Source organism: Thalassolituus sp. UBA2590, from assembly GCF_002339775.1.
In the GTDB taxonomy this organism is placed as follows: Bacteria; Pseudomonadota; Gammaproteobacteria; order Pseudomonadales; family Oceanobacteraceae; genus Thalassolituus.
The window spans coordinates 1-17,467 of record NZ_DDKU01000068.1; the positions used below are offsets into that span (position 1 = coordinate 1).

Sequence of the window (17,467 nt, forward strand, 5' to 3'; positions counted from 1 at the left end):
GTTTATGCTTCCGCTTCTGCAATTACGCAGCGAGCCCCCACGCACAGAAGAAGAAGGTTATCGCTACCCGCGAGTACTTATTATTGCGCCAACGCGTGAACTCGCTCAGCAACTGGCAGAGAATTTTCGGGACTATGGACGCAACTGCGGTCACCGTTGTCTGCTCCTTTGCGGCGGACAGAACCCACGCACCATTGAAGATAAAATGGCCGAAGGCGCAGACGCTGTCGTAGCCACACCGGGTCGCCTGTACGAACTCATGATCCGTCATCGTGTCAGCTTCGAGTACCTGCAATGTCTGGTGCTCGACGAAGCAGACCGACTTCTGGATCTGGGCTTCGCCGAAGATCTGCAACGCATTGTTCAGAAACTACCCGACGTTCGCCAGAACCTTCTGTTCTCAGCAACCTTTGATAATGCCGTACGCGAGCTTGCGTCTGAACTTATGCCGGGAGCCATCGAACTTGGGCAGAAAGACGCTAACCGTACCAGTGAAAATGTCCGTCAGTGGCTGCACCCTGTCGATCACAGCGATAAAGGCAATGCCGTTGCTTCGCTTCTGATTGAAAATAAATGGAAGCAGGTAATGGTCTTCACCAAGACCAAAAAAGGTGCAGACGCTCTGACGGATCACCTCAAGTCGGAAGGCATTCAGGCAGAAGTACTGCACGGTGATAAAACACAGGCTGAGCGTAATGACATTCTTGATGCCTTCCGCGAGCATCGCCTGCGAGTTCTCGTGACAACCGATGTCGCCTCACGCGGCATTGATATCGAACACTTGCCTGCGGTCATCAACCATGACCTGCCGCCTGTCGCGCACGACTATATTCACCGTATTGGTCGTACCGGCCGCGCCGGTGAAAAAGGCATTGCGATTTCACTGGTCGCCGCCCATGAAGTCGACACACTGACCGCCATTGAAACTCTGATCGGCCGCGCACTACGTCGTGAGGATCTTATCGGACATGTACCAAACCACAGCGTCCCCGCGACAGGGCCTGGTAAACTCAACCTGCGTAAACCATTGAAGACAAAAGCAGGCAAAGAGAAAGCACAGAAAGGAAAGGCTTCAAAAGGAAAACAGAGCGGTGAAGACAATCAGGAGTTGAGCTCCGTGCCGCGTGCCAACCGCGCTAAAGAGAAGCCATCCGCGCCACCAGCAAAAGAGCCCAAAGGTCGGGGAGGCTCGCTCTTCTCTGGGCGTAAAAACGTTACCAAGAGATCGATTGATTAAAACACGATTCAATTGGTCTCTTCAGGCGGAGGCTATTTCAAAAGCCCTTTCGGGTTATTTGGGCGGCAGGCGCCCGACGAAGCGGTTACACCGCTGAAGCCAGTATTCCAGTTCTTCTGGCTCAGCGACCGCTGCGCCATCGACCATCACCATGCCTTTTAACGGACGGCCGGTGAAGTCCATCTCTCGCGTACCGTCTTCATCAAGTGCGTCTTCGTAATCGTCAGGACCAACCCGTACCATCAGCTCATCCCCCAAAACGCCGCACAGCATGTGACCATTGAGCATGATACAAAGCCCACCGAACATCTTCTTTTCGTCCCAGTGGCCGAAGTGACAGACCACCGCACGAATACGCTCCGCAAGCTCAGTGTCAAACGCCATAAGATCAGGCCGGATTAATATCCAGTAGTTCAACTTCGAAAATCAGCAGCGATCCACCCGGAATCGTACCCACCTGACGATTGCCGTAGGCAAGACGCGCAGGAATATAGAATTTATATTTTGCGCCTTTGGTCATCAACTGTACGCCCTCAGTCCAGCCCGCGATAACGCGATTCAGCGGAAATGAAATCGGCTCACCGCGCTTTACCGAACTATCAAAGACAGAACCATTGATCAAAGTGCCGTGATAATGCACCAGCACAGTATCTGTCGCTGCCGGTCGGGTATCACCCTCACCCTCTGTGAGCACTTCGTACTGCAGGCCGCTGTCGGTCTGAGTAACCTCCTCGCGCAACGCATTCTCAGCTAAATAAGCATCACCGACGGTCTCGTTTTCTGCTGCGCCTTTGCTGAATACACCCGCACGCTTTAGCGCGTAGATCACCAGCAAAACGATAAGTACGATCAGAACAATATTAAAAGTCATAATGGCTCCTTAAAATTTGCAGTCATTATGCCGTGCCGAGGACACTTCTGCGAGTTACGCCAGATCTTACTTATGTGAGGCGCCGCTACTTCCGCTCACAACGACGCGTTCCACCGTCGTCGAATGTTATTGAGTATTTTTTATTACTATTACCGACATGGTGCCCGACGCCAATGATGGTCATCGTCTGCTCTGTGCGTGTATAGACGACGGTCAGATTGGTTCGGGGTTGGGTCCGGTGATATGCGCTGCGCCCATTCCATATTTCTTCGATATTGCCGTCGCCCCCATGTAACACAGTATCGAAAAAGGCACTTTCTACTTTCCAGTCGAAGCGATTCAGCGTCCCAGCAAGCACCCACTGAGCTCCCGTTTTCTTAGCCGGCTCAGGCAGTTTACCCGGTTTTAAGCGGGGCTCTGTCTGATTGCATCGAGCACGGCAATAGGTGCACATCTGAACCATTTTATTGATTCGCAGATTACGAAAGTAACCGATCGACTGCTCGCCGCAGTCAGGCGTTCCACATATAGCCATAAAGCCTCCGTTCTCCGTATTAAGTCACTACTTAAAAAGCAACTACAGGTCCACACACAAGAATGCCGCAAGCATACCCAGGGTCAATGGGTGCTTTTCGGGCAAATCTACCCACACATTTTCGTTAAGCGCCGCAGCTCAAGGCTTTAGCATACGAAAGCAATATCGTGCGCCAAACCCGGCGGAACACTCTGTTTGGCCAATCCTTGCCAATCAGGTTGAACTTGTCCTCCTTTTCCGAACCAAATTTACTAGGTTATACATCAGCCGCTGTGATGACAGCGGCTGATTCACGGATTTCATGGAGGCCGAGCATGTCGACAGTTAACAGTCTGAATACCCAGTCCACGCTAGAGGTGGACGGCAAACCCTACAAATATCATTCGCTTCTGAAAGCGGCCGAACAACTGAAAGGCATTGATAAGCTGCCTAAGTCCTTAAAGGTGCTGCTGGAAAACCTTCTGCGCAACGAAGACGGTGACACCGTCACTAGAGACGATATTAAAGCCATCGCCGACTGGTTGGATAAGCGTTCGTCCGACCGCGAGATACAATACCGCCCTGCCCGCGTACTGATGCAGGATTTCACCGGTGTACCTGCGGTTGTGGACCTCGCCGCCATGCGTGATGCCATCGCCCGCGCAGGCGGTGACCCCGAGAGCATCAATCCGCTCTCACCCGTTGATCTTGTGATTGACCACTCAGTGATGGTGGATCGCTTTGCCGATGATCAGGCGTTTCACGACAACGTTGAAATTGAAATGCAACGCAATGGCGAACGCTACGCTTTCCTGCGCTGGGGCCAGACCGCCTTTGATAATTTCCGCGTTGTGCCGCCCGGTACGGGTATCTGTCACCAGGTGAACCTTGAATATCTCGCTCAGAGTGTCTGGGCCGCCAATGTGAACGGTGAAGACTGGGCTTACCCGGATACGCTCGTAGGCACCGACTCGCACACCACCATGATTAACGGTATCGGTGTACTGGGCTGGGGTGTTGGCGGCATCGAAGCAGAGGCGGCCATGCTGGGCCAACCCGTTTCCATGCTGATACCGGAAGTCATTGGTTTCAAACTCACAGGTAGAATGCCCGAAGGCGTGACGGCCACCGACCTGGTGCTTACGGTCACCCAGATGCTGCGTAACAAAGGCGTTGTCGGTAAGTTCGTCGAATTCTACGGCGATGGCCTTGCCGACCTGCCACTCGCTGACCGTGCCACGATCGCCAATATGGCACCCGAGTACGGTGCGACCTGTGGTTTCTTCCCCGTCGACGATGAAACCCTCAATTACATGCGCTTAAGTGGTCGCCCCGATGATGTAATCAAGCGAGTTGAAGCCTACTGCAAGGCACAAGGCTTGTGGCGTGAAGCCGGTGATGAGCCTGAATTTACCGACAGCCTGCATCTCGATATGAGCACAGTAGAAGCCAGCCTCGCTGGACCACGCCGCCCACAGGATCGCGTCGCCCTGCCCGATGTACCGGATACCTTCGACGATCTGCTCGCATTGCAGGTAACGCCTGCCGATGATGAGCAAGCACGACTGGAAAGCGAAGGTGGCAGCGGCACGGCCGTAGGCGGCCCGAACGCACAGGCAACAGTGACGATTGACGGCGAAGAACACACCATGAGCCACGGTGCTGTGGTGATTGCTGCTATTACCTCCTGCACCAACACATCGAACCCAAGCGTCATGATGGCGGCCGGTCTGGTTGCGAAGAAAGCCATAGAACTGGGCATGGCACGTAAACCTTGGGTGAAATCCTCACTCGCTCCCGGCTCGAAAGTCGTAACCGACTACCTTGAAAAAGCCGAACTCACACCGTATCTGGATAAGCTCGGCTTTAACCTGGTCGGCTACGGCTGTACCACGTGTATCGGTAACTCTGGCCCACTCCCCGACGAAATTGCCAAAGCCATCACCGAACATGACCTGACCGTGTCAGCGGTGCTATCCGGTAACCGTAACTTCGAAGGGCGTGTACATCCGCACGTCAAAGCCAACTGGTTAGCGTCACCGCCCCTTGTTGTTGCTTACGCGCTCGCCGGAAATACCCGCATTAATTTAAAAACCGAACCGCTCGGTCTGGATAAAGACAACAAGCCGGTATATCTGAAAGATATCTGGCCAACCAATGCCGAAATTGCCGAGGCCGTTGCCAAGGTCGATGATGGCATGTTCCGCACCCGTTACGCAGATGTATTCAGCGGCGATAAGCACTGGCAAGGTATTGATATCAGCGAAGGGAAAACCTACGCCTGGGACGATAACTCGAGCTATGTGCAAAACCCGCCGTTTTTTGATGACATCGACCAACCTCTCAAACCCTTAGAGAACGTCGAAAACGCGCGGGTTTTAGCGCTCTTTGGTGACTCCATCACCACCGACCATATTTCACCCGCGGGTAACATCAAAACCAGCTCACCGGCGGGTGAATATCTACAGAGTCTTGGGGTAAAACCTCAGGACTTTAACTCTTATGGCTCACGTCGTGGTAATCACGAAGTCATGATGCGCGGCACCTTCGCCAACATCCGCATCCGCAACCAGATGCTCGGCGGCGAAGAAGGTGGTGAAACCATCCATACACCAAGCGGTGAACGCATGGCTATTTACGATGCTGCGATGCGTTACCAGAAAGAAGGCACGCCACTGGTTGTACTCGCAGGTAAAGAATACGGCACAGGATCAAGCCGTGACTGGGCAGCAAAAGGTACAATTCTACTCGGCGTAAAAGCGGTCATCGCCGAAAGCTTCGAACGGATTCACCGTTCAAACCTGGTCGGTATGGGTGTTCTGCCATTGCAGTTTATCGACGGTCAGAACATTGCTGACCTTGGCTTAACCGGGCATGAAACTATCAATATCAAAGGTATTAATGATGAGTTAAAACCCAACCAACTTCTTGAAGTCGAAGCGACGGATGACGACGGTAAAACCACATCATTTAAGGTGCAGTGCCGAATCGACACCAGTAATGAAATCAGTTACTTCAAAGCCGGTGGCATTCTGCATTATGTACTGCGCGATCTGATTGCAAAATAAGCGCAACGGGATAACGTTAAGGAAAGTGGCAAAGCGGGAGTACCCCGCTTTGCCATCGACCAACCTCATCCATTCAATCGGGTGACCAGCAACTGCTCTACCCGCACGCCCTCAAGATCCAGCACCTCGAATTTATAGCCCTCGTACAGGCAGAAATCCGTCTTGCGCGGTAAGCGCTTCAGCTTTGTATTGGAAATGCTTTTGATGTGGCTAGCAGTATAGCCTGTCCCTTTTGGGGAGTGACCACTGTAAATTAGATTGCGCACAATTAAAATGATTTATTTCCATGAAACAGCCCATTTCATACGCTTATCCCAACATACGTACGCTAGGGTTTACCGGTTCACCTCTTTACCTGACACAAGCTTGACCCATAAAATGAGCCAACTAACAATAACAACCAAAAACATGATCAATCGTCCAGTCCACACCACTCTTGCCGCATGGCCTCTGGCCATTATTCGCGCCCTTAAGGCTCAAGACATTGACCCCGCTCCGCTATTTGAACAAGTAGGTCTGTCCGTTGCTCAGTTTAAGGACAATCCAGATGGGCGGGTGGACGTTCGCCGTATGACCCAATTCTGGCAATTAGTGGAGCAGGCCACAGGTAACGCCGCCTTCGGTCTAGAGGTGGCCAAATACGTTCAGCCCATGCATTTTAGAGCGTTGGGACTGTTGATGCTGACCGCTGACAATCTTGAGCAAGCCATTCAAAAACTGGCGCAGTATCACGCCATGGTGAGTAATTCGGCCAATATCGAACTGCATTACACACCAGAGCACATTCAGTTTGCCATTCAACCCATTCCCAGTGTGGACATCAGCCCCTTAGCCATAGACAGCTTTCTAGCAACGCTTCACCAGCTTGCCTTGCAACTGACCAGCAACCCAAAGCTAATCAACAAAGTCACACTGCAACGATCAGGTGAACCCTACCCTGAACGCTGGCAAAACGGCTTTGGCTGTGCAGTTGAGTTTAAGCAAACGCACAACGCTTTATGGTTTGATCGCCAACAGGTGGCCAAGAGCGACCTCATGGGCGATAAAAAAATGGCAGCTTACAATGAATCCATTGTGCAGTCTTACGTTCAAGACTTAACCGATAAAACCGTGAGCCAACACGTTGTCCATTACATATTCAGCCAGCTTGAGAAGTCCGAACCCACGGTCACAGGGGCGGCTCAACATTTGAAGTTAACGGAAAGAAGTTTGCGACGTCGATTGGAAGAGGAAGGCAATCAATTTCGTGGTTTACTGCAAGATTGCAAAGTTCAACTGGCTAAACAATACCTAAAAGACACTCAGTTACCCATTACAGATATCGCGCTCCGCTTGGGGTTTGCCGATCATAGTAACTTTACGCGAGCCTTTTCCAAGCTAACGGGTCAAAGCCCATCGGCATTTCGCAAAAAACACCTGCTTTAGTCATTGACGGTTAAACATGACACACCTTTGTCCGCTTAAGACCAAGGCATTCCTGCATCTCAGGGTTACACTGATCTAAAAATAAGAATACATGAGGCTCTTTTATGTTTCGTATTGCCCTGCTCGCCCTATCCGCTGCCTTATTAGCGGCCTGCGACAACTCGGTTGAATTTGAATCTGACGCGAACACACTTGGGCACAGTGCGCCCACCCCCACCACGGTAAAAGCCAACCAAGCGGTATTGGCACAACGGCCATTCAGCAACACAGAGGATTTTGAGCTTGCTCGCAAAGGCCTCATCGCCAGTGAAGACCATCTTGAAATTGCTCATTTAACTGGCAAAAGCTTGGTCTGGAACATGGATGAATACGGCTTTGTCGATGCCAATGGTGAAAACGCACCCGGCTCAGTCAACCCCAGTTTATGGCGCCAGGCGGCGCTGAATAACATTCACGGTTTATTTAAAGTCACCGACGGCGTTTATCAAATTCGTGGATTCGATTTGGCCAACATGACCATCATTGAAAGTGAGTCAGGCTGGATTTTAGTGGACCCTCTCACCGCAAGAGAAACCGCCCATAAAGCCCTCACTTTTGCACAACAACATTTAGGCAAATACCCCATCAAGGCCATTTTGTTCACCCACAGTCACATTGATCACTTTGGCGGCATACAGGGCATACTGCAGAACCTAAGCGACGAAGAAAAACAGAGTCTAACCATCGTTGCTCCAGCAGGCTTCGAAGAAGAAGCCACCAGTGAAAATATCATTGCTGGTACGGCCATGAGTCGTCGTGCCATGTACATGTACGGTAAGCGACTCGCCAGAGAGGAGCGCGGGCATGTGGGCACAGGATTAGGCAAGGGCCCAGCGTTTGGCAGCTTCGGTTTTGAAGAAGCCACCGTTCACATTTCCGAGCCCATCACCGAACTGAGCATTGATGGTGTGCCCTTCGTTTTTCAAACCGTGTCGGGCTCAGAGGCCCCCGCTGAATTTACCTTCTACCTTCCAAAACAAAAAGCGTTCTGTGGCGCTGAAATGCTGAGCCGTAATATGCACAATCTCTACACATTACGAGGCGCGAAGGTTCGTGATGCGAATATCTGGAGCCGCTACATCGACGAAGCACGCGTGCGCTTTAACCAAGCCGACGTGTACTTTGGCAGTCACCACTGGCCACTGTGGGGGCAAGAAAAAATCAACCATTTCTTGGAACAACAACGCGACACTTATAAATTCATACACGACCAGAGTGTTCGCCTACTCAACAAGGGCTATACCCCAAACGAAATTGCGGAAAGCTTAACCCTACCTGAGGCGCTTAACACACAGTTTCATAACCAAGGCTATTACGGCACACTCAAGCACAACGCCAAAGCGGTGTACCAAGCCTATCTAGGCTGGTATAACGCCAACCCAGCTAAGCTAGACCCTTTACCCGAAAAAGAAGCTGCGATTCGTTATGTTGAAATGATGGGTGGCGTGGACGCAGTCGTCGCCAAAGCGCAGACGCAATTCGACGGCACCGCCAACCTATCCGCAACCGATGGCACCCAGACTTATCGCTGGTTGGCAGAACTGCTCAACCATGCCGTATTCGCCGATCCTGACCACGCAGAAGCCAAAGCCCTATTAGCTAAGGTGTACGACCAACTGGGGTATCAGGCCGAATCTGCACCATGGCGTGATTTCTATCTCACAGGCGCTTACGAACTGCGCCACGGCGGACCGGATGAAGGCATCAGCCCAGCGGTCATGAAAGAAGTCCTGTTAAAAACCCCCGTGCACCTCTTCTTCAATAGCATGGCGGTGAACCTCAACGCGGACAAAGCAGCCGATACCGAACTGGCTATTAAGGTCACCTTTAGCGATTTAGATCAGAGCTACCTTCTAACCCTTAAAAACAGCGTACTGCACCACAAGGCGGTGGCCAAAGATACCATTGCTGACGCCACCCTAACCCTTACGCAGCCTCTGTTTGTCGATATGATCGTCGGTCATGCTGGCATCAAGGACACCTTGTTTGGGGATGATCTCACCGTGGATGGCAGTGTATTGGATTTAGTAAAGTTCTTTAGCCTAATCGAAAAGCCGGAAGGCACATTTAATATTGTGACGCCTTAGCCAATGTCTTCATAAAACTAAAAAGCGCCCAATGGTTCGACCATAAGGCGCTTTGATCTTTGGTGATCTCTGCAATATTGACTAGGGTTATAACATGACCCCTAAGCACCCTCTGACAAGCCTACTCCTTCTATGGGTACTCATTAGCACTCACGTTTATGCCGAACAGCTCGTCATTGCAGCGATATCCAGAGCCCGCATCACGTCACCAACGGGCGTCATACCATCCATCAACCAGGATTGCTCATCGCGTTGGATGATCAACTGATCGTCCTCATGAGTGATCAGCTGCCCCATAAAACCACTGAGCATGTCTTTCACTGTGACCAGCCCCACGACAGTCGCGTACTCGTTCACGACAACAGCGAAGGGTTGAGTCGCCGTTTTGAAGGCATTCAGACCTTCGGCCAGAGTCAGTGTTTCAGGGAGATAGAGAACGTCCCTGGCAAAGCTCAGCGCCGATAAGCCAGACATTTCCCCCTTCAACACCTGCTGCAGGATCATCTTAGATTCAACCGAGCCGCTGATTTTCTCCAGTGAACCATCGCATACCAGGAAATCGTTATGCGGATGATCGACCACCTTCTGAGAAATCGATTCGACGGACTCGTCCAGGTCAAAGTAAACAACCTGATCACGCGGCGTCATAACGCTGCTTATCAGTGCAGTATCGAGATCAAAAACATTGCCGATTAACTCATACTCCTGCTGCTGCAGGCTTCCGTCTTCTGCACCGGCATCCATCATGGCAACGATGTCTTCAGTCGTGACCTGCTCCTCACGCTCAGTAGGCAGCTTCAGTAAGCGCAGCACGGCATTGGTCACACCGTTAAACAGCACAACCAGAGGCATCACCATATAAGTCACCCAGCGCATCGGAGTCACCAGACGTACGGCAGTGGCTTCCGGCAGGTTCACGGCTATACGCTTGGGTAGCAGGTCTGCAAACAGAATAAAGAGTGCGGTGATACAGAAAAACGACAGAGCAAAGCTGATCTGATCCAGCGCAGGCCCCTGATACACGAGAGCAAGGCCTTCTTTTACGTAAGGCGTCAGCGCCTCTTCCCCAATGATGCCGCCAAGAATCGAGATAGCGTTTAACGCAATCTGAATCATGGCAAAGAAAGCGCCGGGGTCCTGCTGCAGATCCAGCACATCCTGAGCCTTGTGGCTTCCCTCGCCAGCCAGTACACGAAGCTTTATTTTACGTGAGGCCGCGATACCAATTTCGGCCATCGCAAAGCACGCGCTGGCGCCGATTAATAGCGCAATCGCTAACATTTCATTCATGGATTCTTCACCCGCTGAAGCAAACAGTAAACACAGGTGAACCGGCAGAGCCGCCTTCTCGTGGCAAGCGTTGGGAGGGTACGGGGTTCAGCGCTTAATATATGCCAGTTCTGGCAGGAAGCAAGCGAATAAACGTGGCAACGTAGAACGCTGCCACGCGATTGAAAGTGCTACTTCGGAGTAAATACAGCGCAGTCGAGCATAGCTTGCATATTAGCCTTGGCTACGTCTGCAAGGTAAGCACGCCCACCTGAGTTACTGTCGATGTTGGTACCTGTCAGCTGGCTACTGAGCTGGTCGTAGACATCGTTAATGATATTGTTGCCACCACACGGAGACGTCATGATGTTTGAGTCTGACATATCCGTGAACTGGATGGTGGCCTGGGCAAAACTCAATACCGGTTGATCACCTGCATTGGCTGGCACGCTGACGCCCATTAAAAGAATGATGTGATCATCCTTGTTGTCACTGATCTCGTAGTCGATCTTACAGGACATGATCATACCCAGGTCAGTCGAGAACGAAACTTCCGGGTACCAGACACGGAAGCTATATCCCTGGTACTCAAACTCAATCACCTGACTGAACGGCATCGCGCCGCTTGTGCCCGACTTCAGCCCCCAGGCGCCGACGTTTGAGACACCAGAACCCGTGCCCGACAACGCATCTGTGTAGCCGTCGTAATTGAAATCCAACGCATAATTGGCCCGACTGTCTGACGAAGAAGAATAAGCAGGCCGGTTAAAGGTGCCCGCAATCGTCGAGTAAACACGATTAATCGTATGGCAGATCACGGGCAGGAAATAGTAACTACCACCGTTGTCAGTCTTTCTGTAGACCAGCGATGAAATATCGTTGAAGGCTGTCGTTAAAAAATCGAAAACCTGTACGAAACCATCGGCCACCTCTTCTGAAATCCCCAGAGTTTCAAGCGCACCAATGGTACCCAGCAGCCAGGCCTCATCATCGACAATCGTTATCAAAGCTTGAGAAATGTTATACGCGCCATTCGATGACCACTCGAAGTGCTGGATGCTGACAAGCTTTCCTGAGTTATCGAAGAACATGTCAAACTCAGCTTTGTCATTGCGGCCGCCGGTATTTTCGTGGCTCATTGAAATGTGATACTTCGTCCAGCCATCCTCAGGCAACACACTGAAGTCATCATTAATGTAGTAATCACTGATAACCTGTGTTGTTGCCTGCGCAGCGACTTCTGGCTCATCAATTTTATAGGTCGCATCTTCAATGACATACGTAATTTTGTCGTCGCTACTGGTGTTGGTCGTCCCCGGATATAGGTTGAACAGAGTTGTGAAATCGATGTACGGGCGCGGATATCCAGTACTCCAGAATTCGGGTTCTTTGTTGTAGAGCAGGAAAGACTCTATTTGATTCTTCCAATCACCTTCGTCTTCTCCCTGGAGGTTATAGCGGGTGATATTATTCAGGTCGCCATGTTTCGTGTTTGGCGTCACTCTCAGGGCACAACCGCGGCAATCTGCCTCGTTAAATACAATCAGCCAGGCATTCGGACCTGTGCGCAATGAATTAATCGTGCCACCCGTCGTCCGATACATTTCTGTGCCGCTGGTCGTGTATCCGACAACCCCCAGATTCAGGGCGTTATAGGGTGCTGTAAAGGTACGGTTGTCCCCGAGGAAATTATTATTCTCCGTGAACACAGCATGCCCGGAAGGAGGAGCAAAAAGCTCATCCCTCGTTGGGTTTCTTCCCCAGTAAGAGGGCTTGGTCTTATACAGTACAAAACTCTGAATCTGATTTTTCCAGTCTCCCTCATCGCTGCCTGATGAGTTGTAACGGGTAGTATGGTTCAGATCATCGAGATAGGTAGATGGCCCGACCTGCATGGAGTCGCCGTAGTAATTGGTTTCATTAAAAACAATCACCCATGTGTTTGATGCCGTTTCTAACGAGTCGGTATTACCCGTAATGCTGTCCTGACCCTGAGCATTTTTGAAAGTATCGCTCAAGCCACCACGATCATTATGGTTCCATATTTCGAAATCCACGTTTGAATTCATTGCTGATTCACCCATAACTCACTCCTTGTTAAACTATAAAAAAACTGAGAACTATTCGTATCGAGTTTTGTGCAGTGCATCAAGTGATGAAGTGCATCATTGACCGACTGCGCCAGAGCTGAAATCACGCTTCAGTCAGAAGCCAATTCCAGTTCATACGCCTGAAGCTCTTACGCACCGCTGTATTGAGAGTTGATACACTGATCAGTAAGCATTTCCTGCCCTCTAAAAATATTTCCATCGATACTGTCAATCCACGCCATAAGGCTTTCAAATGGCGTTACAGAGCATTAATCACCGAAGATGACCAAGACACTCTGAATGGCGCATTGCAGCAAGTCATAAAGCTTAAGCTGAGAAGACCATTTGAGCTTGATCACCCATTACTGGCTATGCCAGTCTAGGCCCAGCTATCCTTTTATATTGAGTGACGGATTAACGAATGAGCATTGAGCTTCCTGATATTGAACGAGCACTCGCTGAGCATGAACCTTTCTCATGGCTTCCTGCAGATGCCCTGTCTGATATGGCACGCTCAATCGAAGTGAGCTACAAACAAGCCGGTGAAGATGTGCTGGTTCTGGATGAACCCATACACCACCTTCACTTTATACGCTCAGGTGAAGTTGAACTGTTTCGTCGGGATGGCAGCCTCTATAACCGCCTGCCTGCGGGGCATGTATTTGGTCAAATGGGGCTACTCATGAAGGGTAAGGTGCGCTTTCCGGCAACAACCCGTAAAGACAGCCTCTTCTACCTGATCCCCAGCGAACTCTTTATCGATTACTGTGAAAAATACTCTGAGTTCGGCGACTTTTTTGAAGTAAACGAACACTCCATTCTGGAGCAGGCGACTCAGGTCGGCACCGACGACATGACGACTGTGCCTGTGACTGAGGTCATCAAAGCAGAGCCCCTTCTGATCACTCCCGATACAACCGTCGCAGAGTGTGCAATGCGTATCTCTGATAACTACATTGCCGCCGCATTAGTTCAGGACGACCAGGGCAATCTTCTGGGCATAGTTACAGACAGTGACCTGCGCGCGCGCGTTATCGCCAAGTCGCTGCCATATGATACCCCCGTGGGTGAGATCATGAGTACCGAACCGCTGGTCATGGACGACCACGCATACCTTCATGAAGTTATGCTGGTGATGCTGCGTAATAATACCCACCATGTCCCTATCGTTGATGACAACCGCGTACTCGGGATCGTCTCCCTTCTCGACGTAGTTGCACATGAGTCCCAGAACTCCCTGTTGTTGGTGCGCAGCATACTGTCATCTGAAAGTATCGATGCTCTGGCTCAGCTTTCGGAACAGCTTCCTGCTGTCTATGAGCGCCTGGTCAATGAGCACGCGACATCCCACATGATTGGCTCAGCCATGTCCGTCATCGGGGCCAGCTTTATGCAACAGATGGCAAAGCTGGCAGAGGAGGAGTTGGGGCCCCCGCCTGTGCCCTATTGTTTAATTGCACTCGGCTCATTAGCCCGGGACGAACAACTTTTAGTTACCGACCAGGACAATGCTCTGATTCTCTCCGATGATTACGACGAAGCAGCGCACGGTACCTATTTCGAGCAGTTCAGTAAAATGGTGTGCGAAGGCCTTGATCGCTGTGGCTACCCCTTATGCGAAGGCTTGATCATGGCCTCAAACCCGAAATGGCGGATGCGCCGGTCGGAGTGGCGCGCCCAGTTCACCAACTGGATTGAAAAACCTGAACCAGAAGCCCTGCTCAACGCCTGCATATTTTTCGACCTGGTCGCTGTACATGGCACCAAGATATGGGCTAAAGAACTTCAGAAATTTATCTCAACGAAAGCCAAAAACAGCAAACCGTTTCTGGCCTTGCTGGCTCGGAATGCACTGAAGCGCACCCCTCCGCTAGGGGTATTTAAAAACTTTGTACTGGAAGAAGACGGCAGACAAGGTAAGTCTCTGAATATTAAGCGCCGCGGTACCGCTCCCCTGACGGACATTATTCGGGTTCATGCTTTGGCAACCGGGTCGATGTCACAGAACTCCTTCGAGCGCCTAGAGGATATTTCAAAAACCAAACTGCTCCCGCAAGAAAAATACGATGAGCTGACGAACGCTCTGGAACTGCTCTATAGCTTACGCGCACATCAACAGATGTTGGCCATCCGCGACAAAAGAGAACCCAACAACAACATCGCCCCTGACACCCTGAGTTTCACCCGGCAGCGTTCCCTGAAAAAAGCATTTAACGTGGTTGCTCAGGCACAGCGTTTTCTGAAGTACCGGTACACCGCGAATGGATGAATCATTAAAAGTACCTGGTTCTGTACCCCGTGGCTGGCCAGAATTTAAGAACACAATGTCGTACTCAACCGATACGTCGAAAGCCGGCGTAGCCGACCTCAAACGCTTTTACGATGCGGGTTTTTCATACTTAGAACGGAATTTAAACCAGACGCGCTGCCTGGCCATTGATATAGAAACCACAGGGCTGAACCCCGAGGAAGACAAGATCGTCAGTGTCGGGGTCGTTGAGTTTGATGCCGAACGCGTATATCTGCCAACCGCAAAACACTGGTTAGTTAATCCGGGTGAACTGAGCGATACCTCCGTGGTAATACACGGCATCACACACAGTGATGTTTCAGCTGCACCGAGAATTAATTCCATCATGCCAGAGCTACTGGACGCGATGTCCGGGCGCCTGTGCGTTGTCCACTACCGGGCGATGGAGCGTGAATTTTTCAGAAAGCTGGGATTTCACCTCTGGTCTGAACCCTGGCTTTTCCCTGTTATCGATACCTTTGCACTGGAGGCAAGCTGCCTCACTCATAGTCAGCGCTGGTATAACCGTCTGCTGGGAAAACCCCTGCCCTCCTTACGACTGCCAGATACACGCCAGCGCTATAACCTACCCGAATACGAAAATCACAATGCGTTGGTTGACGCGATTGCAACGGCCGAACTACTGCAAGCTCAGATCCAGAAATGGAAATTGGCAAATCACGCCGTCAAAGAGCTGTGCCTGTAAAAAACTCCCGGAAAACGTCCATAAAAAAGCCCAGCAAATGCTGGGCTTTTCCTTAAGCGAGCGCTTAACCTTTCGGCTCAGTGCGTAAGCCCATCACTAAGCTCACACACATCAACAACAGCACGAAAGTAAACGGTAAGCCCGTTGAAATAGCACCAGCCTGAAGCGCCTCAATCGCCTCTTTACCGCCAATCCACAGCAGCGCTGCAGCAATGGCACCTTCGACTGACGCCCAGTAAATACGCTGTGGAACTGGCGCATCCACCTTGCCACCTGCGGTAATGCTATCAATAACCAGCGAGCCGGAGTCGGATGAAGTGATGAAGAACACCAGCACCAGAACGATCGCGATGACAGAAAGAACCATACTCATAGGCAGGGCATCAAACATCTGGAACATCGCCAATGGAACAGAAGTCAGGCCGTCTGATCCCAGCAGACCAATCTTATTAGCCACCTGATCAATACCAATACCACCGTAGACAGACATCCAGATAACGGTAACCAGCGTTGGAACAGCGAGCACTGCAATCAGAAACTCACGAATGGTGCGGCCCTTAGAAACACGTGCGATAAACATACCGACGAATGGCGACCAGGAGATCCACCATGCCCAGTAGAACACAGTCCAGCCCTGTAACCATGCTTCATCAGGGCGACCGTGCGGGTTGCTCAGAGGGATAATATTCGAAGCGTATGCCATCAGCGTGGTAGGAATTGAGCCGAAAGCAACGGCAGCCCCAACCATGGCAACGAAGATCAGCAACACAAACGCAATCAGCATATTAACGTTACTAAGCAGTTTTACCCCGCCATCCAGGCCACGAACAACCGAAACAATGGCAAGCAGAGTAACACCCACGATCACACCAATCTGCAAGCCCACACCTGACTCAATATCAAACACGTGGTTGATACCTGCAGCAGCCTGGCTTGCACCGAGACCGAGAGAGGTTGCTAAGCCAAACAACGTGGCCAGCACCGCTAGAATATCGATGATATGACCAGGCCAGCCCCAGGCATGGTCACCCAGAATCGGATAGAACGCAGAACGGATAGAAAGTGGAAGACCTTTGTTGTAACAGAAGAACGCCAGAGACAGCGCAACAACACCGTAAATCGCCCAAGGGTGAAGACCCCAGTGGTACATGGTCGCACCCAGAGCCATACTAGCGGCTTCTGGCGTATTCGCCTCAACACCCAGCGGCGTTTCATACCAGCCGGTGAAGTATGCTACGGGCTCAGCGACACCCCAGAACATCAGGCCGATACCCATACCGGCGGCAAATAACATCGCCAGCCACGAGATCGTTGAGTGCTCCGCCTCTGCATCCGCGCCACCGAGGCGAATCTTACCCCACGGTGAAAGAGCGATTACGATGCAGAAGACCACAAAGATATTGGCAGACCACACAAAGAACTTATCGAAGCTGCCGATAATGTCCCACTTCAGGCCATCAAGCGCTTCTTTGGCGACAGAGGCATCAGTGACGAGGGTTGCGATGAGAAAAGCGAGGATAAGAGCGGTACTGATCCCGAATACGGGGTTGTGGACATCAAAGCCCCACTTTTGAATATTATCCTGACCAACGGAGTAGTCAGTGTTATCGATACTGTACTTGTCTTTGGGCTCAGACACGATAGCTCCCGTTAAGTTACGACTGGTATATAACTTATACACTGTATAGGTTCAGACGAAAATTTCAAACGAGCGGCCGATAAGCACCATTTATGACACAAATTCAGCGAATATTCGTGCCCTGACGGCCTGTATCGACAAGGAAAGATATGTTTTCAACTCTACTGATATGATTATCACCCGCGCCCTGACCTGTAGGGTCGCTTCAGCCAGCTTGCCTGGCTATGCGCGA

At 51.1% G+C, this 17,467-nt stretch carries 12 protein-coding genes; 6 read left to right on the forward strand and 6 right to left on the reverse strand.

Annotated elements, in window-relative coordinates; all coding sequences use genetic code 11:
* On the forward strand, positions 1–1,237 hold a 1,237-nt coding region (locus B2067_RS06360), incomplete at its 5' end, for a DEAD/DEAH box helicase (RefSeq protein ID WP_301387829.1).
* A gap of 54 nt (positions 1,238–1,291) precedes the next feature.
* Here B2067_RS06360 and B2067_RS06365 read toward each other — a convergent pair.
* From B2067_RS06365 to B2067_RS06375, 3 genes are all read right to left on the reverse strand, one after another.
* Positions 1,292–1,621: a TfoX/Sxy family protein gene (locus tag B2067_RS06365; protein WP_068439542.1), complete on the reverse strand. Its 330-nt coding sequence runs from the start codon at positions 1,619–1,621 to the stop codon at positions 1,292–1,294.
* A gap of 4 nt (positions 1,622–1,625) precedes the next feature.
* Positions 1,626–2,108 (reverse strand): FKBP-type peptidyl-prolyl cis-trans isomerase, encoded by a 483-nt coding sequence (locus B2067_RS06370; RefSeq protein ID WP_068439544.1) that lies wholly within the window; start codon positions 2,106–2,108, stop codon positions 1,626–1,628.
* Positions 2,109–2,193: 85 nt separating this feature from the next.
* Complete coding sequence (locus B2067_RS06375) at positions 2,194–2,643, reverse strand: hypothetical protein (RefSeq protein ID WP_301387830.1); 450 nt, start codon at positions 2,641–2,643, stop codon at positions 2,194–2,196.
* Positions 2,644–2,957: 314 nt separating this feature from the next.
* Here B2067_RS06375 and acnA point away from each other — a divergent pair, with 314 nt between their 5' ends.
* From acnA to B2067_RS06390, 3 genes are all read left to right on the forward strand, one after another.
* Positions 2,958–5,690 (forward strand): aconitate hydratase AcnA, encoded by a 2,733-nt coding sequence (gene acnA, locus B2067_RS06380; RefSeq protein WP_301387831.1) that lies wholly within the window; start codon positions 2,958–2,960, stop codon positions 5,688–5,690.
* Between the two features lie 378 nt (positions 5,691–6,068).
* Positions 6,069–7,115 carry an AraC family transcriptional regulator gene (locus tag B2067_RS06385; protein ID WP_068439563.1) on the forward strand — a complete coding sequence of 349 codons (1,047 nt, stop codon included), beginning with the start codon at positions 6,069–6,071 and terminating at the stop codon, positions 7,113–7,115.
* Positions 7,116–7,219: 104 nt separating this feature from the next.
* The gene (locus B2067_RS06390; RefSeq protein WP_068439548.1) at positions 7,220–9,241 is read left to right on the forward strand and encodes an alkyl/aryl-sulfatase; all 2,022 of its coding nucleotides are present in this window, start codon (positions 7,220–7,222) and stop codon (positions 9,239–9,241) included.
* Between the two features lie 156 nt (positions 9,242–9,397).
* On the opposite strand, the gene B2067_RS06395 is transcribed toward B2067_RS06390, so the two are convergent.
* Both B2067_RS06395 and B2067_RS06400 read right to left on the reverse strand, forming a co-directional pair.
* Positions 9,398–10,531: a hemolysin family protein gene (locus B2067_RS06395; protein WP_301179924.1), complete on the reverse strand. Its 1,134-nt coding sequence runs from the start codon at positions 10,529–10,531 to the stop codon at positions 9,398–9,400.
* A gap of 170 nt (positions 10,532–10,701) precedes the next feature.
* Entirely contained in the window at positions 10,702–12,594 is a 1,893-nt protein-coding gene (locus B2067_RS06400) for a hypothetical protein (RefSeq protein ID WP_301387832.1), read from the reverse strand.
* Between the two features lie 427 nt (positions 12,595–13,021).
* Between B2067_RS06400 and B2067_RS06405 the strand changes: the two genes are divergently transcribed.
* Positions 13,022–14,869 (forward strand): DUF294 nucleotidyltransferase-like domain-containing protein, encoded by a 1,848-nt coding sequence (locus B2067_RS06405; protein ID WP_301387833.1) that lies wholly within the window; start codon positions 13,022–13,024, stop codon positions 14,867–14,869.
* Positions 14,862–15,596, forward strand: coding sequence for an exonuclease domain-containing protein (locus tag B2067_RS06410; protein WP_301387834.1), 735 nt, complete (start codon positions 14,862–14,864; stop codon positions 15,594–15,596). The genes B2067_RS06405 and B2067_RS06410 overlap by 8 nt, the downstream gene beginning before the upstream one ends.
* Positions 15,597–15,660: 64 nt before the next feature.
* On the opposite strand, the gene B2067_RS06415 is transcribed toward B2067_RS06410, so the two are convergent.
* Positions 15,661–17,235 carry a BCCT family transporter gene (locus B2067_RS06415; RefSeq protein WP_301387835.1) on the reverse strand — a complete coding sequence of 525 codons (1,575 nt, stop codon included), beginning with the start codon at positions 17,233–17,235 and terminating at the stop codon, positions 15,661–15,663.
* Positions 17,236–17,467 lie beyond the last annotated feature (232 nt).